Source organism: Streptomyces sp. NPDC020917 (assembly GCF_044333795.1).
GTDB lineage: Bacteria > Actinomycetota > Actinomycetes > Streptomycetales > Streptomycetaceae > Actinacidiphila.
This window is the reverse complement of the sequence record NZ_JBIRRR010000025.1, coordinates 139,906-161,926: the sequence shown is the minus strand read 5'-3', so window position 1 is coordinate 161,926 and position 22,021 is coordinate 139,906. Positions and strand designations below refer to the sequence as shown.

18 protein-coding genes are annotated in these 22,021 nt (G+C 74.2%); 9 read left to right on the top strand and 9 right to left on the bottom strand.

Annotated features, from left to right (window positions below; all coding sequences use genetic code 11):
- Window positions 1-486 precede the first annotated feature (486 nt).
- Window positions 487-1,485 (top strand): tryptophan--tRNA ligase, encoded by a 999-nt coding sequence (gene trpS / locus ACH4TG_RS36430; protein WP_398246962.1) that lies wholly within the window; start codon window positions 487-489, stop codon window positions 1,483-1,485.
- 17 nt (window positions 1,486-1,502) lie between these two features.
- On the opposite strand, the gene proC is transcribed toward trpS, so the two are convergent.
- Window positions 1,503-2,324, bottom strand: a complete 822-nt coding sequence (gene proC / locus ACH4TG_RS36425) for a pyrroline-5-carboxylate reductase (RefSeq protein WP_398246961.1) — start codon at window positions 2,322-2,324, stop codon at window positions 1,503-1,505.
- A 190-nt stretch (window positions 2,325-2,514) separates the two neighbouring features.
- Here proC and ACH4TG_RS36420 point away from each other — a divergent pair, with 190 nt between their 5' ends.
- On the top strand, window positions 2,515-2,985 hold the full coding sequence (locus ACH4TG_RS36420; protein ID WP_398246960.1) for a hypothetical protein: 471 nt from the start codon (window positions 2,515-2,517) through the stop codon (window positions 2,983-2,985).
- An 868-nt stretch (window positions 2,986-3,853) separates the two neighbouring features.
- On the opposite strand, the gene ACH4TG_RS36415 is transcribed toward ACH4TG_RS36420, so the two are convergent.
- From ACH4TG_RS36415 to ACH4TG_RS36405, 3 genes are all read right to left on the bottom strand, one after another.
- Entirely contained in the window at window positions 3,854-4,327 is a 474-nt protein-coding gene (locus ACH4TG_RS36415) for a hypothetical protein (protein ID WP_398246959.1), read from the bottom strand.
- 112 nt (window positions 4,328-4,439) lie between these two features.
- Window positions 4,440-5,369: an ABC transporter permease gene (locus ACH4TG_RS36410; protein ID WP_398246958.1), complete on the bottom strand. Its 930-nt coding sequence runs from the start codon at window positions 5,367-5,369 to the stop codon at window positions 4,440-4,442.
- On the bottom strand, window positions 5,366-6,280 hold the full coding sequence (locus ACH4TG_RS36405) for an ATP-binding cassette domain-containing protein (RefSeq protein ID WP_398246969.1): 915 nt from the start codon (window positions 6,278-6,280) through the stop codon (window positions 5,366-5,368). Before ACH4TG_RS36405 ends, ACH4TG_RS36410 begins: the two co-directional genes overlap by 4 nt.
- A 133-nt stretch (window positions 6,281-6,413) precedes the next feature.
- On the opposite strand from ACH4TG_RS36405, the gene ACH4TG_RS36400 reads away from it, so the two are divergent.
- The 4 genes from ACH4TG_RS36400 to ACH4TG_RS36385 all read left to right on the top strand — a co-directional run bounded on the left by ACH4TG_RS36400 (window position 6,414) and on the right by ACH4TG_RS36385 (window position 10,773).
- Window positions 6,414-7,751 carry a sensor histidine kinase gene (locus ACH4TG_RS36400; RefSeq protein WP_398246957.1) on the top strand — a complete coding sequence of 446 codons (1,338 nt, stop codon included), beginning with the start codon at window positions 6,414-6,416 and terminating at the stop codon, window positions 7,749-7,751.
- Window positions 7,748-8,413, top strand: coding sequence for a response regulator (locus ACH4TG_RS36395; RefSeq protein ID WP_398246956.1), 666 nt, complete (start codon window positions 7,748-7,750; stop codon window positions 8,411-8,413). Before ACH4TG_RS36400 ends, ACH4TG_RS36395 begins: the two co-directional genes overlap by 4 nt.
- 201 nt (window positions 8,414-8,614) lie before the next feature.
- On the top strand, window positions 8,615-9,661 hold the full coding sequence (locus tag ACH4TG_RS36390; protein WP_398246955.1) for a hypothetical protein: 1,047 nt from the start codon (window positions 8,615-8,617) through the stop codon (window positions 9,659-9,661).
- A gap of 242 nt (window positions 9,662-9,903) precedes the next feature.
- Window positions 9,904-10,773, top strand: a complete 870-nt coding sequence (locus ACH4TG_RS36385) for an SGNH/GDSL hydrolase family protein (protein WP_398246954.1) — start codon at window positions 9,904-9,906, stop codon at window positions 10,771-10,773.
- Window positions 10,774-10,927: 154 nt separating this feature from the next.
- On the opposite strand, the gene ilvD is transcribed toward ACH4TG_RS36385, so the two are convergent.
- The 3 genes from ilvD to ACH4TG_RS36370 all read right to left on the bottom strand — a co-directional run bounded on the left by ilvD (window position 10,928) and on the right by ACH4TG_RS36370 (window position 14,925).
- Complete coding sequence (ilvD, locus tag ACH4TG_RS36380) at window positions 10,928-12,781, bottom strand: dihydroxy-acid dehydratase (protein ID WP_398246953.1); 1,854 nt, start codon at window positions 12,779-12,781, stop codon at window positions 10,928-10,930.
- A gap of 211 nt (window positions 12,782-12,992) precedes the next feature.
- Window positions 12,993-13,847: a sugar phosphate isomerase/epimerase family protein gene (locus ACH4TG_RS36375; RefSeq protein WP_398246968.1), complete on the bottom strand. Its 855-nt coding sequence runs from the start codon at window positions 13,845-13,847 to the stop codon at window positions 12,993-12,995.
- A gap of 52 nt (window positions 13,848-13,899) precedes the next feature.
- The gene (locus ACH4TG_RS36370; protein ID WP_398246952.1) at window positions 13,900-14,925 is read right to left on the bottom strand and encodes a Ppx/GppA family phosphatase; all 1,026 of its coding nucleotides are present in this window, start codon (window positions 14,923-14,925) and stop codon (window positions 13,900-13,902) included.
- A gap of 82 nt (window positions 14,926-15,007) precedes the next feature.
- On the opposite strand from ACH4TG_RS36370, the gene ACH4TG_RS36365 reads away from it, so the two are divergent.
- Complete coding sequence (locus ACH4TG_RS36365; RefSeq protein WP_398246951.1) at window positions 15,008-15,790, top strand: hypothetical protein; 783 nt, start codon at window positions 15,008-15,010, stop codon at window positions 15,788-15,790.
- Between the two features lie 28 nt (window positions 15,791-15,818).
- Here the strand turns inward: ACH4TG_RS36365 and ACH4TG_RS36360 are convergent, their stop codons facing one another.
- Window positions 15,819-17,042, bottom strand: a complete 1,224-nt coding sequence (locus ACH4TG_RS36360; protein ID WP_398246950.1) for an MFS transporter — start codon at window positions 17,040-17,042, stop codon at window positions 15,819-15,821.
- An 87-nt stretch (window positions 17,043-17,129) separates the two neighbouring features.
- The gene (locus ACH4TG_RS36355) at window positions 17,130-18,812 is read right to left on the bottom strand and encodes a hypothetical protein (RefSeq protein ID WP_398246967.1); all 1,683 of its coding nucleotides are present in this window, start codon (window positions 18,810-18,812) and stop codon (window positions 17,130-17,132) included.
- 318 nt (window positions 18,813-19,130) lie between these two features.
- On the opposite strand from ACH4TG_RS36355, the gene radA reads away from it, so the two are divergent.
- Together radA and disA are read left to right on the top strand one after the other, a co-directional pair.
- On the top strand, window positions 19,131-20,516 hold the full coding sequence (radA, locus tag ACH4TG_RS36350) for a DNA repair protein RadA (RefSeq protein ID WP_398246949.1): 1,386 nt from the start codon (window positions 19,131-19,133) through the stop codon (window positions 20,514-20,516).
- A gap of 386 nt (window positions 20,517-20,902) precedes the next feature.
- Window positions 20,903-21,961 (top strand): DNA integrity scanning diadenylate cyclase DisA, encoded by a 1,059-nt coding sequence (disA, locus tag ACH4TG_RS36345; protein WP_398246948.1) that lies wholly within the window; start codon window positions 20,903-20,905, stop codon window positions 21,959-21,961.
- Window positions 21,962-22,021 lie beyond the last annotated feature (60 nt).

The window sequence follows — 22,021 nt, the reverse complement described above, 5'->3', positions numbered from 1 at the left end:
CGACTGTATCAGACGCTTTCCAGTGTCTGACCCCCAGTCAGCGGGGTCCGTCTTCCCGGCTGTTGGGCCGTTCCGACGAGTGAGACTTTAGCGGATGTTCACCGGCCGATCCAAATCGGCCGCTTTCCCTTCCGGCATTCCGTAAACAGGCAAACGGAAGCCACATCAGGCCGAAGACGGCCGTCGTGGTGAATCCGAGTACGTTGCTGCGGGATGGCTGTCCGGGGACCGACCGGAGTCGGCGCTCACGTCGGACAACCCGAAGGACACTACGGAAGAGATCCGGCGGTGTCAACTCTGCCCTCCGCTGTCCCCGCTCCGGTACTCTGTGTCCATGACTTCGCACACGTGCTGCACCCAGTGGTGGGCCGCCTAGGGCGGCCCGGGACTCACGTATGCATCCGACGGCCGCCGCCTCAGGCGGCCGTTTCGCGTTCTCCCGGCCGTGACGAGACGGCGGCTCCTGACAAGGGAGAGCACGCGCTCATGACACGCATCTTCAGCGGGATCAAGCCGACCGGCCACATGACCCTGGGCAACTACCTCGGGGCGCTGCGGCAGTGGGTCGAGAAGGACCAGCACCGCGCGGAGTCGCTGTTCTGCGTCGTGGACCTGCACGCGCTCACCGTCGACCACGATCCCGCGCGCCTTCGCCGGCTGAGCCGGCAGGGGGCGACGCTGCTGCTCGCCGCCGGGCTGGACCCCGAGCTCTGCACGGTGTTCGTGCAGAGCCACGTCGACGAGCACGCCCGCCTGTCCTACGTGATGGAGTGCGTCGCCTCCGACGGCGAGATGCGGCGGATGATCCAGTACAAGGAGAAGTCCGTCCGCGCGCAGGCGTCCGGGCAGAGCGTGCGGCTGTCGCTGCTCACCTATCCGGCGCTGATGGCGGCCGACATCCTCATCTACGGCGCCGACGAGGTGCCGGTGGGCGAGGACCAGACGCAGCACGTGGAGCTGACCCGGGATCTGGCCGAGCGGTTCAACCACCGCTACGGCCACACCTTCGTGGTGCCCCGGGCGGTGGTACCGGAGGTGGCCGCGCGGGTGATGGACCTCCAGGACCCCACCGCCAAGATGGGCAAGTCCCATGACGCGACGGCCGGGATCATCTACCTGCTGGACGAGCCCGACACGATCGTCAAGAAGGTCCGGCGGGCGGTGACGGACAGCGAGGCCGGAGTGACGTACGAGCCGGAGACCCGGCCGGGCGTCGCGAACCTGCTGGAGATCCTGTCCGCGTGCACCGGCAAGGAGCCGGCGGCGCTGGCCGACGCGTACGAGGGCAGCGGGGCGCTGAAGGCGGACACCGCCGAGGCCGTGGTCGAGCTGCTGCGTCCGCTGCAGGAGCGGCACGCCCGGCTGAGCGCCGACCCGGGGTACGTGGACGGGGTGCTGCGGGACGGGGCGGCGCGGGCCAGGGCGCTCGCCCGGCCGACCGTCGACAGGGCCTACCGGGCGATCGGCCTGCTGCCGCCGGCCTGAAGGTCAGGCACTGAAGGTCAGGCGCCGGAGGCCAGCTCGCGGCTGCGGTCGCGGGCGGCCTCCAGTGCGGCCAGCAGGGCCGCGCGGACGCCGTGGTTCTCCAGTTCCCGGATGGCGTTGATGGTGGTGCCGGCCGGGGACGTGACGGCCTCGCGCAGTTTGACGGGGTGCTCGCCGCTGTCGCGGAGCATGACGGCGGCGCCGATCGCGGACTGGACGATGAGGTCGTGGGCCTGGGCGCGGGGCAGGCCGAGCAGGATGCCCGCGTCGGTCATGGCCTCGACGAGGTAGTAGAAGTACGCGGGCCCGGAGCCGGACAGCGCGGTGGCCGCGTCCTGCTGCTTCTCCGGAACGCGCAGGGTCTTGCCTACGGGCTGGAAGATCGCCTCGGTGCGGGCGAGGTGCTGCTCGGTGGCGTGCCGGCCCGCGGAGATCACGGACATGCCCTCGTCGACCAGCACCGGCGTGTTCGGCATCACGCGGACGACGGCGATGCCCTCGGCGAGGCGCTCCTCGAAGTAGGTGGTCGGGATGCCGGCGGCCGCGCTGATGACGAGCCGGTCGGCGGCGAGGTGCGGGGCCAGCTCGTCCAGCATCGCGCCCATGTCCTGCGGCTTGGCGGCCAGGATCAGGGTGTCGGCGGCCTTGGCGGCCTCGGCGTTGCTGACCGCCTCGACGCCGTAGCGGGCACGCAGTTCCTCGGCGCGTTCGGCGCGGCGGGCGGTGACGAGGAGGTCGGCGGGGGCCCAGCCGGCCCGGATCATGCCGGAGAGCAGGGCCTCGCCGATCTTGCCGGTGCCGAGGACGGCGACTTTTTGGCTGCGGGTCAGGTCGGTCATGGCGGCGGCTCTCCTCGTCGCACCTGCGGGGCTGGTGGTGGCCCATCCTTCCAGGTGACCCGGACGCGGTGCTTCCGGTGGCGGTGGCCGGGTGGGACGGGGTTGCCCCGGGGGTCCGGGGCGGGCGTGGGGGAATCGTCAGGGTCATCCCCTATGGCGTTCGCGTCCCCTGCGATGGACCGTTGGCGGTATGAGGCGTTCATCCCGTGAAATCGCTGTGTCGGGCGCGGAGAAGCGGCAGTTGGCCGTGGCTTCGGCGACCCTCGGTCCCTGGCGGCCGGCCGCGGTCGTCGGCGCGCTCGGCGGAGGGGTCGACCTGGCCCTCCACCTCGTGTCGGGGCACTTCGGGCTCGGCATCTTCAGCAGTGCGATATCCATTGCGGCGCTCCTGTTCTTCTGCGTGGGTGGGGCAGGGGCCGCGCTCGGGTACTCCTCGCGTGGGGAGGGGCGCGATCGCCGCATACGGCGGTGGGCGCGGCGGCACCCTTGGCGCGTGGCGGCCGTGCCTGCCACCGCGATGTTCTTCTTCGACCTGGTCGTGCGGCAGGTCCTGACCAGTCAGGGCTTCTTCGGGTCGGTGTGGACCGGGCTCTGGCATGGCGCGGTTGTCGCGGCGGTCGTGGGGGGCGTGGGGTCGGTGGCGGCTTCTCGTAAGGCCTGAGGCGCCGGTCGCTGCGCGTTGCCGTCTGCTGGTCTCGCTGCGGCTGGTCGCGCAGGTCCCAGGGGCACCCCGGCAACCGGGGTGGCCACGGGGGGCTTTGCCGCCTGCCGCGCCGTCGTGGCTGGTCGCGCAGTTCCCCGCGCCCCTGGCGGTGCACGTTCGGTGGGTGGGTCGGGGCCGCCACGGGAGTATCTCCTCGGAACTGTGCGTGCGGCTTCTTCCATCGGCTTGCCCGGGCGCACGCACAGTTCCTGCGGGGACACTCCCGCACCGTCCCCTCCCAGCCCGCCCCCCGTCTGCGGGAGGAATAGGGCCCGGCTCCCCTACCCACCGGGCGCACCCAAGAGCGCGGGGAACTCCGCGCCCAGCCCCAACGGGTCCGTGCCCGGCAACGCACCCCCGGGGGCACCCCGGATGCCCGCCCCGAAGGGGCGATGCTCCAGGAGCGCGGGGAACTCCGCGCCCAGCCAAAGCCGACCGCTCGACGGCAAAGCGCCCTCGGGGGCTGCCCAGTTGCCGTCAGGGGCGCGGGGTCCCCCAGCGCTTCGCCTGGGAGGTGCCCCCAGCGCGACCAGCCACGACGGCGCAGCACCCGGCAACGGCGGCCCGGGGGCACCCCGGACCCCCGCCCCGGAGGGGCGATGCTCCAGGAGCGCGGGGAACTCCGCGACAAGCCAAAACGAACCGTTGCGACGGCAACGCAGCCCAGGGGGCACCCCAGATCCCGCAAGGGGCGCGGGGTCCCCCAGCGCTTCGCCTGGGAGGTGCCCCCGGCGCGACAAGACACGGCGGACCGTGGGACGGGGCGTACCGCCCGGGGGCTGCCCGGTTGGGGTAGGACGAATCCGGGCGCGGGGAGGGAGGGGGGTCAGTGAGGGGAGCGGGGGGACTCGTAGGTGGCGCGGGCGAGCGCCTCACCGGGGGCCTCGGTAAGGGACCGGACAAAGTAGGCGAGCAAAGCCCCGATGAAGCCGATCGCGTAGACGCCCCGCGAGGCGTCCGCGTCGTCCGCGCCGCCCTTGGCCCGTGGAGTGGTGAAGGACTGCCACGTCCGCTGGAAGGCGAGCGCCGAGCAGACGGCGAACCCGCACACCGCGAGGATGACGACCAGGACGTTGACGTCGGAGTCGGCCAGCCCCTGGAAGCCGAACCGCAGGGCGAACGCCCCGGCCGCGGCCGCGGCCAGCGAGCCGGCGGAGACCGCGACCCGGCGCCCCCGGTACCCGCCGTCGTGCTCGACCCAGGTCGTGCCGAAGAACCGGATCGGTTCCGGCTGCGGCCGCGCCTGCGCCCGGGACCGGGCGGACGGGCGCTTCCTGGAGGTGCTGGTCGATTCGCTCACGTCATCGATTATGACGTATGGCCCGGGAATGTCCCGGATCACCCGTACTCCCACGGTTCGGCCCGCACTCCCCCGGTTCGGCCCGTCCTCGCCCGGCCTTCGGGCGGACGCCTCACAGGTCCCGGCGGCCGACCACCAGCACCGCTGTGACCACCGCCACCAGCGGCCACAGCGCGAGGACGGTCCAGGACCCGGCGAGCGTCGCGCCGTACAGGCCGGGCGGGTGCCAGCCGTCGACGCTGGTCAGGCGGTCCCAGGCGGGGAACGGCAGGGCGTGCTCGATGTCGGCGGTCCACCGGTGCTTCTCGCTGAAGAGGGTGTGGAGCAGCAGCAGGACCAGGACGCTGACGACCATGGTCGCGGCGCTGTGCCGGACGACGGCGCCGATGCCGAAGCCGGCGAGCGCGGCGACCGGTGCGAGGAGGGCGGAGGCGGCGACGACGCGCACGGTCGCCGGGTCGCCGAACGCAACGCCGATGTGCCGCCGGGACAGGATCGCCTGCGAGCCGAAGAAGGACGCGAAGGCGACGGCCGTGCCGAACAGGGTGAACACCGGCGTCAGGACAGCGACCTTCGCGGCGACCACCGAGCGCCGGGCAGGCACCGCGGTGAACGTGGTGCGGATCAGCCCGGTGCTGTACTCGCCAGCGATCGCGATCCCGCCCAGGCCGGCGCACGCGAGGATCAGGATCGTCGCGGAGACGTTGGTGAACGCGTCCCGGAGCGCCCACACCGGGACGAAGTGCGCGCGGATGTCGGCGTTGTAGCCGGGCCAGTTGTGGGAGTCGGCGTTGGCCGCGTTGAGGTTGGTGGCGATCACCGCCAGCCCGCTCAGCGCGAGCACCCAGGCGGTGGAGCGCAGCGACCAGAGCTTGATCCACTCGGCGGCCACCAGGTCGCGGAAGCGGGCCTGTTCGGCGGCGGGCGCCCGTTCGCCGGGTCCGTGACCGCGTGCCGTGCCGGGGGCGGCGCTCGCGGGCGTGCCCGGCTGCGCGCCCGTCGCCGTGGCCGCCGTCGGGGTCGGTGCCGTGCTTCCGGTCATCGGGCCTCTCCTGCCAGGTATGCGCCGCTGCCTGCGGTCAGTTCGAGGAAGGCGTCCTCCAGGGACGTGCTGCGGGTGGCCAGTTCCTGGAGCATCACGCCGTCGTGGAAGGCGAGTTCGCCGATGCGGGCGGCGGGCAGGCCGGTGACGGAGAGGACGTCGCCGTCCTCCGCCGCGGTCACCCGCCCGCCCTCGGCGGCGAGCAGCGGCGCGAGCCGGGTGGCGGCGGGCGTGCGGACGGTCACCGTCGTGGCGGTGCCGCGGGCCGCGAAGTCCCGCACGGTCTCGGCCGCGATGAGCGCGCCGCGGCCGATGACCACCAGGTCCTCGGCGGTGTGCTCCATCTCGGCCATGAGGTGGCTGGACACGAAGACGGTCCGGCCTTCGGCGGCCAGCCGGCGGAACAGCCCGCGGACCCACAACACCCCCTCGGGGTCGAGGCCGTTGAGCGGCTCGTCGAACACCAGCACCGGCGGATCGCCGAGCAGGGCGGTCGCGATGCCCAGGCGCTGCTTCATGCCGAGCGAGTAGCCGGCGACGCGGCGGCCGGCCGCGCTCTCCAGGCCCACCTCGGCCAGCACCTCGTCGACCCGGGCGCGCGGGATGCGGTTGCCGCGGGCCAGGGCGGCCAGGTGGGCCCGGCCGCTGCGCCCGCCGTGCACGTCGTGGGCGTCCAGCAGCGCGCCGACGTGCCGCAGGCCGCGGGGCCGTTCGCGGAACGGGCGGCCGCCGACGGTCGCGGTGCCGCCGGTCGGGGCGTCGAGGCCGAGGATGATCCGCAGCGTGGTGGTCTTGCCCGCGCCGTTCGGGCCGAGGAAGCCGGTGACGCGGCCCGGCCGCACCCGGAAGGTCAGGCGGTCGACGGCGGTGGTCCCGCCGTATCTCTTGGTGACTTCGTTGACGTCGATCACGCCGTTCACGGTGCCTCCGTGCGGGGGCGGGCGGCATCGGGCGGGGGGCCACAGTTCGGCGGTCGCGATGTGGCCCACGGGCGTAGTCCCGGGGGCCGATGACCGCCCAGACAGCGCTGGCTACTCTCGGGGCATGGCTGCCCTGCCCCGCCCGAACCAGCGTCCGCCGCTGGTCAAACGCGTCCCGCCGGGCGCATGGCCGGCCCTGGTCTGGGGGCTGGCGACCGCCTACCCGCTGGTTGACCGATTGGGCAGGCCGGGCCCGGTGTTCGCGGGAGCAGGCGCGGCCAAGGGCTTCGGGCTGCTGCTGGTCGTGGCCGCCGGGCTCGTCGGTCTCTCCACGGCGGTAGTACGCCGGCCGATGTCGGCCATGGTCATGCTGCTCACCGGAACGGTGGTGTCCACCACGGCGCTGAGCGTGCTCGGCATCCCGCTGCTGGAGTTCCTGCCGGTCGACATCGGCGTCTGCTACCTCGCGGCGACCCATCCGCGGCGCACCTCGGTGCCGGCCGCGGCGCTGGCCCTGGCCACGGTCACCGGCTACACGCTGGCCCGGGCGCTGCTCCACCACTCGATCCAGGGGCCGACGGCGCTGATCGTCGCGCTGTCCGGGCTCGTCGCCTGGCTCATCGGGGACTCGGTCCACCAGAACCGGGTACACGCGGAAGCAGCAGGCACCCAGGCCGCCGAACAGGCGGTCGCCGCCGAACGGCTGCGAATAGCAAGGGAGTTGCACGACATGATCGCGCACAGTGTGGGGGTGATCGCCATCCAGGCGGGCATGGGAAGCCGGGTCATCGACACGCAGCCTGAGGAGGCGCGGGCCGCGCTCAGCACGATCGAGCTGACCAGCCGCGAGACGCTGGCCAGCCTGCGCCGCACGCTCACCGCGCTGCGCAGGACCGCCCCCGGCGGTCCCGACCTGGCGCCGGCCCCCGGCCTCGCCGACCTGGACCGGCTGACCGCGTCGACCGCGGCGGCCGGCGTGCGGGTGGCGCTGCGCCGCGAGGGCGCCGAGGTGCCGCTGCCGCCGGACGTGGACCTGGCCGCGTACCGCATCGTCCAGGAGTCGCTGACCAACGTGGTGCGGTACGCGGCGGCGCGTGCCTGCACGGTGACGATCACCTACGGGGAAAGGGAGTTGAGGGTGCGTATCGAGGACGGCCCGGCGGCGGGCGGGCGGCGGGAGGAGCGGGAGCACGGCCACCGACCGGCCGCGCGGGGACCGGGGTTCGGCATCGCCGGGATGCGCGAGCGGGTGGCGCTGCTGGACGGGCGGTTCGCGGCCGGGCCGCTGCCGGCGGGCGGGTTCCGCGTCGAAACGTGGCTGCCGCTGCCGGCGGACGAAACGGTGGCGGAAGCACCGGCGTCGGACGAAGCGGTGGCGGAGGCGGCATCGGGCGGCTCGTCGCCGAAGCCGGGAACGGGACGACTGGAGGCGGGAACGGAACCGCAGGGGCCGGCGTCGTGACCATCCGCGTCGTCCTCGCCGACGACCAGCCGCTGGTGCGGACGGGCCTGCGTGTCCTGATCACCGATGCTCCGGACATCGAGGTGGCCGGGGAGGCCGGGACCGGCCGCGAGGCCGTGACCCTGACCCGCGAGACCCGCCCGGACGTCGTCCTGATGGACATCCGCATGCCCGACCTCGACGGGATCGAGGCGACCCGCATCATCACCGCGGGCGCGGACACCGCGTCCGCCCGGGTGCTCGTCCTCACCACCTTCGACGACGATGACCACGTCTACGGGGCGCTGCGGGCGGGGGCGAGCGGCTTCCTCGTCAAGGACATGGCCATCGACGACATCCTCACCGCGATCCGGGTGGTCGCGGCGGGCGACGCGCTCATCGCGCCGTCCGTGACGCGCCGCCTCATCGCGGACTTCGCGGTCCGTCCCGACCCCGCCCCCGCCGCCCGCAGCCTGAACGGCGTGGTCACCGAGCGCGAACGCGAGGTCCTGACCCTGGTCGGCCGCGGCCTGTCCAACGGCGAGATCGCGGCCGAGCTGTCCATCAGCGCCGCGACGGCCAAGGCCCATGTCGCCCGCCTCTTCACCAAGCTCGGCGCGCGCGACCGCGTCCACCTGGTGATCATGGCCTACGAGGCGGGACTGGTCGCCCCGCCCAACTGACCTCTCACCGCGGGCCGCAGACCCCGGCGGACGATCCGGCTGGCTGCGGCGGCGGGTCGGCCGGGGGTTCCGCCAACACACCCGTTCGGCAGATGTTGTGACCGATTGATTGAGCTATGCGGTGTTCTGGGTCGTATGTCCATTGCATCCGCTCCTTCCAGTGACACCGCCGGTGGCAGACGTCGCAGGGCGCTGGCCCGTGTGACGCTCGGTGCGACCTCGGCCTGCGCCATCGCGGCGGCGTGCTTCGTCGCGGTCAGCCCGGGCGACGCGCACGCCGCCGGCGAGGTCGCCACCAGCACCCTGGCCGACCTGACCATCTCGTCCGCGCCCGCCCTGGGTCTCGACGCCTTCCACGGCACGTTCGGGACCGCGGCCTCGGCAGCCGACGCGGGCCTGGACAACGGGGACTTCTCCGACCCCTCCGGACTGCAGGACCATCTGACCGTCGAGGGCTCCCTCACCGCCAAGACCGACGCCGAGCCCTCGAAGAACTACGCGCAGGCGCAGGCGTCCGGGTTCACGCTGGCCCTCACCCGGCCGGACTTCCTCAGCATCGGCTCGCTCGACTCCTACGTGGAGTGCATCCCGCCGCCCGTCGGCCCGCTGGCGCTGGCCTACGCGCACACCGACTCCGACGAGATCGACGTGGTCGGCCACCTCGTGCCGGAGGGCACCACGCAACTGGAGGTCACCGGCGAGGAGTTGGGGCTGGCCGGCACGGTCCGCAGCGCCACGCTCACGGTCACGTACGACCGCTTCGAGGACCCGGCAGGCGGCGCGTACCAGCCCGTGGGCAGCGCCCGGGCCGGCCTCGACGTCACCATCACCGGCACGTTCACCGGCACGGACGGCGACGTCGTGTACGACGGCCCGCTCACCCATGCGGAACTCGGGCACGTGGCCGTGACGTGCGAGGGCGCGGCACCCACGACCGGCCCGAACACCACGCCGCCCACCACCGGGCCGACGACGGAACCGCCGACGACCAGCCCCACGACGGAGCCGACGACGGGGCCACCGACGACCAGCCCCACGACCGAACCTCCGACCACCGGGCCGACGACGGAGCCTCCGACCACCGAGCCCACGACCGAACCGCCCACCACCAGCCCGACGACGGAACCGCCCACCACCGGGCCCACGACGGAACCCCCGACCAACGGGCCGACGCCCACGCACAGTTGCCCGCCGACCGGCGAGCCCGGCACGTCGCCGAGCCCGATGGACAGCGGCTGGCACAGCTGACCCGTCCGCGGCGGCCGGGCAGCGGTCCGACCGCCGCGGCGCCGTTCGCGCGGGGCCGTACCGCCGGTGATCGGCATGGCGGTACGGCCCCGCGCAGGTGCGCGGCCCGGCGCGACATTCCGTGCGCGACGTATTGACGACCTACTGACCGGTCAGTAAGTTCCGCGCAGCGTCGAGGCATTGCTCCAGCGCGGGACCGCGCTGGACGACGCCCCCCACGTCTGTCGTCAAGGGAGATCCAGATGTCGTTGCGCGCTCTCGTCCGCGGCCTCGCGGCGGTCGCCGCCGCGGGAACCGCGGCCCTCGGGCTGACCGCCCCGTCCGCTCAGGCCTCAAGTCCCGTGCCGTACGTGGCACTCGGCGACAGCTACAGCGCCGGTTCCGGCATCCTGCCGCTGGACCCGAACGCCTCGCTGCTGTGCGCCCGTTCGACGGCGAACTACCCCCACGTGCTGGCCGCGCGCACCGGCGCGCAGCTCACCGACGCGACGTGCGGCGGCGCGCAGACCAAGGACTTCGCGGGGTCGCAGTACCCCGGGGTCGCTCCGCAGCTCGACGCGCTGAGCGGCAGCACCAAGCTCGTGACGATGACCATCGGCGGCAACGACAACAACACGTTCATCGACGCGATCCTGGCGTGCGGCTCGGCGGGCGTCGCGACGCTCGGGTTCGGCCACCCGTGCCAGAGCCTGTACGGCAGCAGCTTCGACGACACCATCGACTCCAGCACCTACCCCGCACTGGTGGGCGCGCTCGCCGCGGTGCGGGCCAAGGCGCCCGACGCGCGGGTGGCGATCCTGGGTTACCCGTGGATCCTGCCGACCTCGTTCGACCCGACGTGCTTCGCGAAGATGCCGATCGCCTCCGGCGACGTGCCGTACCTGCGGGACCTGCAGACGCATCTGAACTCGGCGGTGCGGCGGGCCGCCGCGGCGACCGGTGCCACCTACGTGGACCTGTCCGCGGCATCCGAGGGGCACGACGCGTGCGCGGCCTCCGGCACCCGCTGGATCGAACCCGTGCTGTTCGGCACCAACTTCGTCCCGGTGCACCCCAACGCGCTGGGCGAGTCGAAGATGGCCGACCGGACCGCCGCCGCGCTGGGCCTGTGAGGCGGACCGGCCCGTGACCGCGGACGCGTCCACGACTCCGTCCGGACGGTGACGACACCACCGGTGCCGCACGCCAGTGCCCCGCCGTCGCGTTGACGGCGGGGCACTGGCGTGTCGTGGGAACGGCCGGCTCGGCCGGCGGCGAACTCCCGGCTCAGCCTTCGAGCTTGCTGATGTCGCGCACCGCGCCCTTGTCCGCGCTGGTGGCCATGGCCGCGTAGGCGCGCAGCGCCGCGGAGACCTTGCGGTCGCGGGACTTCGGCGCGTAGACGCCGCCGAGCGCGTCCCGGCGGGCGGCCAGCTCCTCGTCGGAGACCAGGAGTTCCATGGAGCGCGACGGGATGTCGATGCGGATCCGGTCGCCGTCCTGGACCAGGGCGATCGTGCCGCCGGAGGCCGCCTCGGGCGAGGCGTGGCCGATCGACAGGCCCGAAGTGCCGCCGGAGAAGCGGCCGTCGGTGATCAGCGCGCAGGACTTCCCCAGGCCGCGGCCCTTCAGGTACGAGGTCGGGTAGAGCATCTCCTGCATGCCGGGGCCGCCGCGCGGGCCCTCGTAGCGGATGACGACGACGTCGCCGGGGGTGATCTCCTTGCGGAGGATCTTCTCGACGGCCTCCTCCTGGGACTCGCAGACCACCGCGGGGCCCTCGAACGTCCAGATGGACTCGTCGACGCCGGCGGTCTTCACGACCGCGCCGTCCACGGCGAGGTTGCCGCGCAGCACCGCCAGGCCGCCGTCCTTGGAGTAGGCGTGCTCGACGTCGCGGATGCAGCCGCCGGCCGCGTCGGTGTCCAGCGACTCCCACCGCTCGGACTGCGAGAACGCCTCGGCCGAGCGGACGCAGCCGGGGGCGGCGTGCCACAGCTCGACGGCCTCGGGCGACGCGGTGCCGCCGCGCACGTCCCAGGTCTCCAGCCACTCCTTGATCGAGCGGGAGTGGACGGTGTGCACGTCCTCGTTGAGCAGCCCGCCGCGGTACAGCTCGCCGAGGATGGCCGGGATGCCGCCGGCCCGGTGCACGTCCTCCATGTAGTAGGTGCCGCCGGGCGCGACGTTCGGGGCGACCTTGGCCAGGCACGGCACGCGGCGCGAGACCTCGTCCATCTCGCTGAGGCCGTAGGCGACCTCGGCCTCCTGGGCGGCGGCCAGCAGGTGCAGGATCGTGTTGGTCGAGCCGCCCATCGAGATGTCCAGCGCCATGGCGTTCTCGAACGCGGCCGGCGTGGCGATGGCGCGGGGCAGCACCGACGCGTCGTCGTCCTCGTAGTAGCGCCGGGCCAGGTCCACGACGGTCCGGCCGGCGTTCTCGTAGAGCGCCCTGCGGGCGGTGTGGGTGGCCAGCACCGAGCCGTTGCCGGGCAGCGACAGGCCGATCGCCTCGGTCAGGCAGTTCATCGAGTTGGCGGTGAACATGCCGGAACACGAGCCGCAGGTCGGGCAGGCGTTCTCCTCGATGCGCAGGATGTCCTCGTCGGACACGCTCTCGTCGACCGCGTCGGAGATCGCGTTGATCAGGTCGAGCTTGCGGACCGTGCCGTCGACGAGGGTGGCCCGGCCGGCCTCCATCGGGCCGCCGGAGACGAAGACGGTGGGGATGTTGAGCCGCAGCGCGGCCATCAGCATGCCCGGGGTGATCTTGTCGCAGTTGGAGATGCAGATCAGCGCGTCGGCGCAGTGCGCCTCGACCATGTACTCGACGGAGTCGGCGATCAGGTCGCGGGAGGGCAGCGAGTAGAGCATGCCGCCGTGGCCCATGGCGATGCCGTCGTCGACCGCGATCGTGTTGAACTCGCGGGGCACCGCGCCGGCCGCCTTGATCGCCTCGGAGACGATCCGGCCGACCGGCTGGAGGTGGGTGTGGCCGGGTACGAACTCGGTGAAGCTGTTGGCGACCGCGACGATCGGCTTGCCGATGTCGGAGTTGGCGACGCCGGAGGCGCGCATCAGCGCGCGGGCTCCCGCCATGTTGCGGCCGTGGGTGACCGTACGTGACCTCAGCTCGGGCACGGTGTCCACTCCCTAGGGTTCACTCGAGTGCGTACGAGTAGGCGGTGCTCCGCCTGCGGTCCGAGCGTACGCCCGCGGCCCAGGATCCGGACAACCCGTCCGGATCGCGGGACCGCCGTGCCGCGCTGTTTCGTGCTGTTCCCGGCCGTTCCCCGCCGTTCCCGGTCGTGCGGCGCGCCCGGGACAGCGCCCCGAGCCGTGCGGGCTCCGGTCAGCGGCGTCCCACACCCGCGGCCGCCGCCAGGTGCAGCCGGGTGAAGGCCAGCGCCTCGGCCAGGTCGGCCTCGCGTTCGGCCGCGGACATCGCGCGCCGGGTGTTGACCTCGATCACCACATGGCCGTCGAAGCCGGTGGTCGCCAGCGACTCCAGGAGCTCCGCGCAGGGCTGCCCGCCGCGCCCCGGCACCAGGTGCTCGTCCTTGGCCGAGCCGCTGCCGTCGGCCAGGTGGACGTGGGCCAGCCGGTCGCCCATCCGCTCGACCATCGCCAGCGCCCCGGTCCGCGAGGTGGCCGCGTGCGACAGGTCCACGGTGAAGTGCCGGTAGTCCTCCTTGGTCACGTCCCAGTCCGGGGCGTAGGCGAGCATCTCCCGGTCCCGGTACCGCCACGGGTACATGTTCTCCACCGCGAACCGCACGTCCGTCTCGCCGGCCATCCGCCAGATCCCGCGGACGAAGTCCCGGGCGTAGGAACGCTGCCAGCGGAACGGCGGGTGCACCACCACGGTGGTCGCGCCCAGCCGCTCGGCGGCCCGCCGGGCCCGCTGCAGCTTCACCCAGGGGTCGGTGGACCACACCCGCTGCGTGATCAGCAGGCAGGGCGCGTGCACCGCCAGCACCGGGATGCCGTGGTACTCCGACAGGCGGCGCAGCGCGTCCACGTCCTGGCTGACCGGGTCGGTCCACACCATGACCTCGACGCCGTCGTAGCCCAGGCGCGCGGCGACCTCGAAGGCGGTGGCCGTGGACTCCGGGTAGACCGAGGCGGTGGACAGCGCGACCCTGGCACCCGGCAGCGCCACGGGCCGGCCGGTACGGCTCGCGGCACGGTGCGCCTGGGGGTCCACGGGTTCAGCCACGGGAGCTAGCGTACGGCCGACACGCAGCGTGCTCGCGACGTCACCCGCGCCACGGCGCCAGGGTGGCCCCGGTGCCGCCCTCCCGGGACCGCGAGCCGGGGGTGGCGGGCGGCGCGGTCTGGCCGGCGCCTGCGGTGTCCGCGGCCATCACGTCGAGCTTGCGCAGGATCACACCCTCGCGCAGCGCCCACGGGCACATCTCCAGCTCGGCGAGCCCGTACAGGTCCATCGCGCCCTCCGCGACCAGCGCGCCGGCCAGCAGCTGGCGGGCCCGGCCCGCCGAGACGCCGGGCAGCTCGGCGCGCTTGGCCGTGGTCATCGCGGCCAGCTTCGGCACCCACTCCTCCAGCGCCGCGCGGCGCAGCGTCCGCTGCACGTACAGGCCCTCCGCGCTGCGCGCGGCGCCCGCGATCCGGGCCAGCTGCCGGAACGTCTTGGAGGTGCCCACCGCCAGGTCGGGCCGGCCCAGCCGGGCGAACTCCGCGACGGTGCGGGCGATTTCGGCGCGCACATGGCGGCGCAGGGTGCGGACGTCGTCGGCCGTCGGCGGGTCGTCGCGCAGCCAGCCGCTCGTCAGCCGGCCGGCGCCCAGCGGCAGCGAGACCGCCGCGTCCGGGTACTCGTCCATGCCGTAGCCGATCTCCAGCGAGCCGCCGCCGATGTCCAGCACCAGCAGCCGGCCCGCCGACCAGCCGAACCAGCGGCGCACCGCCAGGAACGTCAGCCGCGACTCGTCCTCGCCGGACAGCACGGTGAGCCCGACCCCGGTCTCCCGCTCGACCCGGGCCAGCACCGCCTCGCCGTTGGCCGCCTCGCGCACCGCGGAGGTGGCGAACGGCAGCACGTCCTCCACGCCCTTGTCCTCGGCGACCCGCATCGCGTCCGCGACGGTGTGGACCAGCTGGTCCACACCCGACTCGCTGATCGCGCCCTGCTCGTCCAGCAGCTCGGCCAGGCGCAGTTCCGCCTTGTGCGAGTAGGCCGGCAGCGGGCGCGCGCCCGGGTGCGCGTCCACCACCAGCAGGTGGACGGTGTTGGATCCCACGTCGAGCACTCCGAGTCGCATGGGGTGACGCTAGCGCCCCCGGCCCCCCTCACGCGCGGGTGGGTTGCGGCATTACGCGCATTCCGGTCTTACGCTTGGGCGCGTGGCGAAGGCGAAGGGCCGCTCGACCGGCCGTGACGAGACAGCACTGGACTTCCCCCGGGCCTGGGTGGAGTTCGTCGACCCTGCCGACGAGGAGCAGGTGTTCCGCTGCGACCTGACGTGGCTCACGTCGCGCTGGACCTGTGTCTTCGGCCACGGCTGCCAGGGCATCGTGGCCGGCCGGGCCGACGACGGCTGCTGCTCGCTGGGGGCGCACTTCTCGGACGACGACGACGAGAAGCGGGTCGCCGGCCACGTGGCGCGGCTCACCCCCGACATGTGGCAGTTCCACGGCCTGGGCACCGGCGGCGACGGCTACTGGGCCGAGGAGAACGAGGACGGCGAACGGCAGACCCGCGTCGTGGACGGCGCCTGCATCTTCTCCAACCGGGCCGGTTTCCACGGCGGCCAGGGCTGCGCGCTGCACGCGCTCGCCCTCCGCGACGGCCGCGAGCCGCTGGAGACCAAGCCCGACGTGTGCTGGCAGCTGCCGATCCGCCGCACGTTCGACTGGGTGGACCGGCCCGACGACACCCGCGTGCTGGTCGTCTCCATCGGGGAGTACGACCGCAGGGGCTGGGGGCCGGGCGGGCACGACCTGCACTGGTGGTGCACCTCTGCGGTGTCGGCGCACGGCGGCGGCGAGCCGGTGTACGTGTCGTACAGGGCCGAGCTGACCGAGCTGTTGGGGGCGGAGGCGTACGAGGTGCTGGTCGGGATGTGCGAGGCGCGGCTGGCCGCGGCCCTGCCGCTGGTGGCCCCGCACCCGGCCGACCCCGCGTAGCCCGCGCCCGTGGGGACCGCGCCCGTGCTCAGGCGGGCGCGGGGCTGCGGACCGGCGTGAGCAGGGCGAGGACGGCGATCAGCAGGCAGCAGGAGCCGGCGACCAGGCAGGCCCACGCGGTGCCGTAGTGCTGGGCGGCCCAGGTGAGGACGGCCGCGCCGGCGGGGGCCGCCGAGTAGTGGATGGTCCAGTGCGCGGAGGTGACGCGGCCCAGCAGGTGTTCCGGGGTCACCTCCTGGCGCAGCGACATCGAGCAGGTGCCGGCCACGCTGACGCAGCCCAGGAACAGGGCGGTCAGGGCGGCCGTGGCCGCGACGCCCCCCGCCGAGCCGACCGCGGCCAGCGCCAGCCCGCACAGCGCGACACCGCCGATCCAGGCGGCGCCGAAGCCCAGCGCGCGGCGGATCATCGCGACGGACAGCGCGCCCACGACCGTGCCCAGGGCGCCGATGGCGAAGACCGTGCCGACCGCGCCGTCGCCCTGCCCCAGGTCGTGCTTGACGTGGTAGACGATCAGGTCGTTCAGGCCCAGGGTCAGGAAGCTGAAGACCGACAGCAGCACGGTCAGGGTGCGCAGCACGGGATGCCGGCCGAGGAACGCCGCGCCGGCCGCCAACTCCCGCCAGACGCCGACGCGTTCGGGGGCCTCCTCGCCCTCGGCCGGCTTCCCGGCCCGCAGCGGGCCGCGGAACCGGACCAGGCTCATGCAGGCGGCGGAGACCGCGAAGCTCGCCGCGTCCACGCCGACCGCGGCGGCCGCCCCGAACCAGGCGACCACCAGCCCCGCGCAGAGCGGGCCGACGACGCCGGCCGCGGCCGCGGTCGCGTTCAGCCGGCCGTTCGCCTGCGTGAGGCGGTCCGCCGGCACCAGTGACCGCACCACGGTGACGTAGGTCACCGAGAACAGCATCCCGACCGCCTCCGCCAGCGGCAGGACCACGTAGAGCAGCCAGATCTGCGGGCCCGCGGCCCAGGCCAGCGGGATGAGCGCGTACAGCACCATGCGGACCAGGTCGGTGGCGATGAGCAGCTTCCTGCGGTCCAGCCGGTCCACCACGACGCCGGCGAACACCCCGGCCACGACCGACGCCGCGCCGCCCACCGCGGTCAGCAACCCCATCCGCGCCACGGATCCGGTCGCGTGCAGCACGAGCAGCGGCAGCGCGATCAGCGCGAAGGAGTCCCCCACCACGGACAGGGTCTGTGCGACCCAGAAAGCCCCGAAGTCCTTGCGCCCGCCGCCCTCACCCATCCTGCGACCCTAACCACCGGCCGGCGCCGGGCGCCTCCGGATTTCCGTCCCGCGCGGGGGCTCCGGACCCGCCCCGCCGCGCTCGGGTCACGCCCCGCCGGTGGCCCCCGAGGCGGACGGCGTGCCCTGATCCGAGGAACCGGTGTCCGTCGGGGAGGGCGACGGGTCGTCCGTCGTCGGCGGCGGCGACGTGGGCGGCTGCGAGGTCGGCGGGGGCGAGGAGGAGGGCGGCTCCGACGTCGGCGGCGCGGAGGTCGGCGGCGGCACCGACCGGGTCGACGAGCCGTGCAGCCGCACCTGCGCCCCGCCCGGCGCGAACGAGATCACCGCGCTCCACGCCCCGGACGGCTCCATCGCACGGTCCACCCGGACGGTGAGCGTGACCGACTCGCCGGGCCGCAGCACCCCGCCGCGGGCCGACAGCTCCAGCCAGTACGCCGACGTCGTCGCCGTCCACTTGACGGGCGCGCCGCCGCTCGCGGACAGGGTGACGGTCGTGGCGCCGCCCGCGGGGCGCGCGGTGACCATCAGGTACCCGGAGCCGTCCGCCGGGGTGCCCGAGGAGACGGAGACCGTCGGCGACGCGGGGTCCCCCGAGGTGCCGGCGGCCGACGGCGAGGGCCGGCCGGAGCCCTCGGGGCCCGCCCCGCCCGCGCGTGGGGTCGGCACGGAACTGCCGGCCTTCTCGTACGGCACGCCGTCGATGCCCTCCGGCTCGCTGACGGACGAGTGGCCGCGGGCACCGGGCGCCTCGTCGCCCAGCGGCGCCGCCCGGTAGGCGGCCCACAGCGCGAGGACGGGCGCGGCCACCACCGCGGCGACCACGGTCGTGGTGACCGCGCGGTGCCGCAGCTGGGCCCGCCGGGCCGCGCGGTCCTTGAGGTCGAACGGGAAGCCGCGCCGGTCGAACCGCGGGGTCGCCTCGCGGGTGCGCCCGACACCGGTGTCCATGGCGTGCAGCAGCGCCGCGTACGCCGCCGACCGCGGCGCCTCGACGAGGGCCAGCACCGCGGCGGCGCCCGGTGCGGACGCGCCCGGCCAGGGGCCCTGGGCGACGACGCGCTCCGCGGTGCGGCGGCACACCGCGCACTCGTCGACGTGCCGGACCAGTTCGGTGCGCAGCGCGGTGCCCAGCAGCACCCGGGTGTCCCCGGCGAGTTGGGCGACCAGCGCGCAGCGCCCGGTGTCGACGACGGCCAGCGCGGTCCTGGTCCGCTCGACCTCGCAGGCCGCGCGGGCCAGCCGGGACCGCGCGGCGTCCGGGTCCAGGCCCAGCACATGGCCGATCTCGGCCGGCGTGAGCTGGTGGCGGACGGCGAGTTCGAGGGCCTCGCGCTGCTCGGGGGTGGTGCCGGCCGCCTCCGGCCAGGCGAGGGAGGCGAGTTGGGCGCGGCGCTGCTCGGCCACGGCCTCCGAGGCGCGCGGCAGCGGCTGCGCGCCGGCGGCCAGCCTGCGCAGGCAGGCCCAGCGGGCGAGCGCGTACAGCCAGGGCCGGCGCAGCGCCGGGTCGGCCAGCCGGGCGCGCTGGCGCTCGGCCAGGGCGAGCGTCTCGCCGAGGGCGGCGCCGGCCGCGTCGTGCTCGCACAGGATGGACAGGCAGTACGTGAACAGGCCGTCGAGATAGGGCTCGTAGTGCCCGGGCGGCTGCATGGGCAGGGTGCCCCGCGGCCGCCGCTCGCGGTCCCGGTCCGCCGGGCGGGCCCGCCCGGCGGGTGCCCGGTGCCGGCGGTGCGCGCCGGTGCTCTGAGTGGGGATCTCCTGCCTGCTCATCACCGGGTGACGGTAGGCCCGCACGGGGGGCGAGTTCATCACTCCGGCCGGACGTTAACCCTTATGAGTAATGATCCAGGCGGAATTCGGACATGACGGCCATACGTACGGGTGACGGCACGCGCACGCGCTCGAACGGCGCGGCGCGCGCCCCCGGATGCGCCGCCGGCGCCCGCCCGCCACCGCCGGCCGGGGGCAGGCCGAGGGGCCGCCGGATCGTCGGGCGCCGGGGCTCACGGCCCGAACCCGCCGCCGGGACCGCGGCCCGAACACGCCGCCCTGAGCCCGTTGTCGGACCCGCCCGCTACGGTGAATCGCATGGCCACCCGCAAAACCGCCGCCAAGGACCGCCCGTCGTACCGCTGCACCGAGTGCGGCTGGACCACGGTCAAGTGGCTCGGCCGCTGCGGCGAGTGCCAGGCATGGGGCACCGTCGAGGAGTACGGCGGCGCGCCCGCGGTGCGCACCACCGCGCCGGGCCGGGTGACGGCCGCGGCCCGGCCGATCGGCCAGGTCGACAGCCGGCAGGCCACCGCGCGGTCCACCGGGGTGCCGGAGCTCGACCGGGTGCTGGGCGGCGGGCTGATCCCCGGCGCCGTGGTGCTACTGGCCGGCGAGCCGGGCGTCGGGAAGTCCACGCTGCTGCTCGACGTGGCCGCCAAGGCGTCAGGACCGCAGACCCCGACCCTGTACGTCACGGGCGAGGAGTCCGCGTCCCAGGTACGGCTGCGGGCCGACCGGATCGGGGCGCTCGCCGACCACCTCTACCTGGCCGCCGAGACGGACCTGGCCACGGTCCTCGGCCACCTCGACGACGTCAAGCCGTCGCTGCTGATCCTGGACTCGGTGCAGACGGTGGCCTCCGGCGAGATCGACGGCGCACCCGGCGGCATGGCCCAGGTGCGCGAGGTCGCCGGCGCGCTGATCCGCGCCTCCAAGGAACGCGGCATGGCCACCCTGCTGGTCGGCCACGTCACCAAGGACGGCGCGATCGCGGGCCCGCGGCTGCTGGAGCACCTGGTGGACGTGGTGCTGAGCTTCGAGGGCGACCGGCACGCCCGGCTGCGGCTGATCCGCGGCGTGAAGAACCGGTTCGGGGCCACCGACGAGGTGGGCTGCTTCGAGCTGCACGACGAGGGCATCACCGGACTCGCCGACCCGTCCGGGCTGTTCCTGACCCGGCGCGACGAGCCGGTGCCGGGCACCTGCCTGACGGTGACGCTGGAGGGCCGGCGCCCGCTGGTCGCCGAGGTGCAGGCGCTGACGGTCGACACGCAGATCCCCTCACCCCGGCGGACCACGTCCGGCCTGGAGACCTCCCGGGTGTCGATGATGCTGGCGGTGCTGGAACAGCGCGGCAGGATCCGCTCGATCGGCAAGCAGGACATCTACACCGCAACGGTCGGCGGGGTGAAGCTCTCGGAGCCGGCGGCCGACCTGGCGGTCGCCCTGGCACTGGCCAGCGCGGCCATCGACACCCCGCTGCCGAAGAACCTGGTGGCGGTCGGCGAGGTGGGGCTGGCCGGCGAGGTGCGGCGGGTCACCGGCGTGCAGCGGCGGCTGTCCGAGGCGCACCGGCTGGGCTTCACGCACGCCCTCGTCCCGCCGGACCCCGGCAAGATCCCGCCGGGCATGAAGGTGATCGAGGTCGCGGACATAGGCGACGCGCTGCGCGCCCTCCCCCAGCGCGCCCCGCGTTCCTGACCGCGCCCCAGGACCCGGCCGGCCCCGCCGCCCGCCTCTTCGTCACCCTCGCGCCACGCCCGCCACCCCCGGCCCGCGCGTGCCCCATCCCCCTGCGTCAGCCCAGCCCCGCTTTACAGTCCGTCCTCCTGCTCACCGCCTCCGCGGACGCCCTCGTTCCTCGGCCGGCCACTTCGACGGCTCGGGCGTCAGCCCTCCGGTGGCAAGGAAGACGTAAACTTTGCCCTGGTCTCGCCTCTCGCCGAGTCGGCAGTGGGCATCCGTAGCTACCGGAGGATTGCAGAGTGGCAGCCAAGGACGGAGCAGGGGGCGCCGCCCCGGCCCGTAGGGCGGCAGGAGACTCTGCCGGAAGATCCGGCGGGGGCTCTGGCGCCGACGGCGGGCTGATGCGCGCCTCGCTGAGCGCGGTCGCGCCCGGCACGAGCCTGCGGGACGGCCTGGAGCGCATCGTCCGCGGCAACACCGGCGGGCTCATCGTGCTGGGCATGGACAAGACCGTGGAGTCGCTGTGCACCGGCGGCTTCGTCCTGGACGTGGAGTTCACCGCGACCCGGCTGCGCGAGCTGTGCAAGCTGGACGGCGCGATGATCGTCGACAAGGACATCACCAAGATCCTGCGCGCCGGCGTGCAGCTGGTGCCGGACCCGGCGATCCCCACCGAGGAGACCGGCACCCGGCACCGCACCGCCGACCGGGTCAGCCAGCAGGTCAACTTCCCGGTCGTCTCGGTCAGCCAGTCGATGCGGGTGATCGCCCTGTACGTGGACGGGCAGCGCCGGGTCCTGGAGGACTCCGCGGCGATCCTGTCCCGCGCGAACCAGGCGCTGGCCACGCTCGAGCGCTACAAGCTGCGGCTCGACGAGGTCGCCGGCACCCTGTCGGCGCTGGAGATCGAGGACCTGGTCACGGTCCGGGACGTCACCGCGGTCGCGCAGCGGCTGGAGATGGTCCGCCGGATCGCCACCGAGATCGCCGAGTACGTCCTGGAGTTGGGCACCGACGGCCGGCTGCTGGCGCTCCAGCTGGACGAGCTGATCGCCGGTGTGGAGCCCGAACGCGAGCTGGTGGCACGGGACTACGTGCCCGAGCCGACCGCCAAGCGCAGCCGCACCGTGCCCGAGGCGCTGGCCGAACTCGACGCGCTGCCGCAGAGCGAGCTGATCGAACTCGTCTCCGTGGCAAGGGCGCTGGGCTACACCGGCTCGCCGGAGTCGCTGGACTCCGCGGTCTCGCCGCGCGGTTACCGGCTGCTGGCGAAGGTGCCGCGGCTGCCGAACACCGTCATCGAGCGGCTGGTGGAGCACTTCGGCGGCCTGCAGAAGCTGCTCGCCGCGAGCGTCGACGACCTGCAGACCGTGGACGGCGTCGGCGAGGCCCGCGCCCGCTCGGTGCGCGAGGGCCTGTCGCGGCTGGCGGAGTCCTCGATCCTCGAACGCTACGTGTAGGGCCGGCGCTTCAGGACCCGCCAGTGAGGCCCTTCGCATGGCGGCCTTCGTAGGACGCCC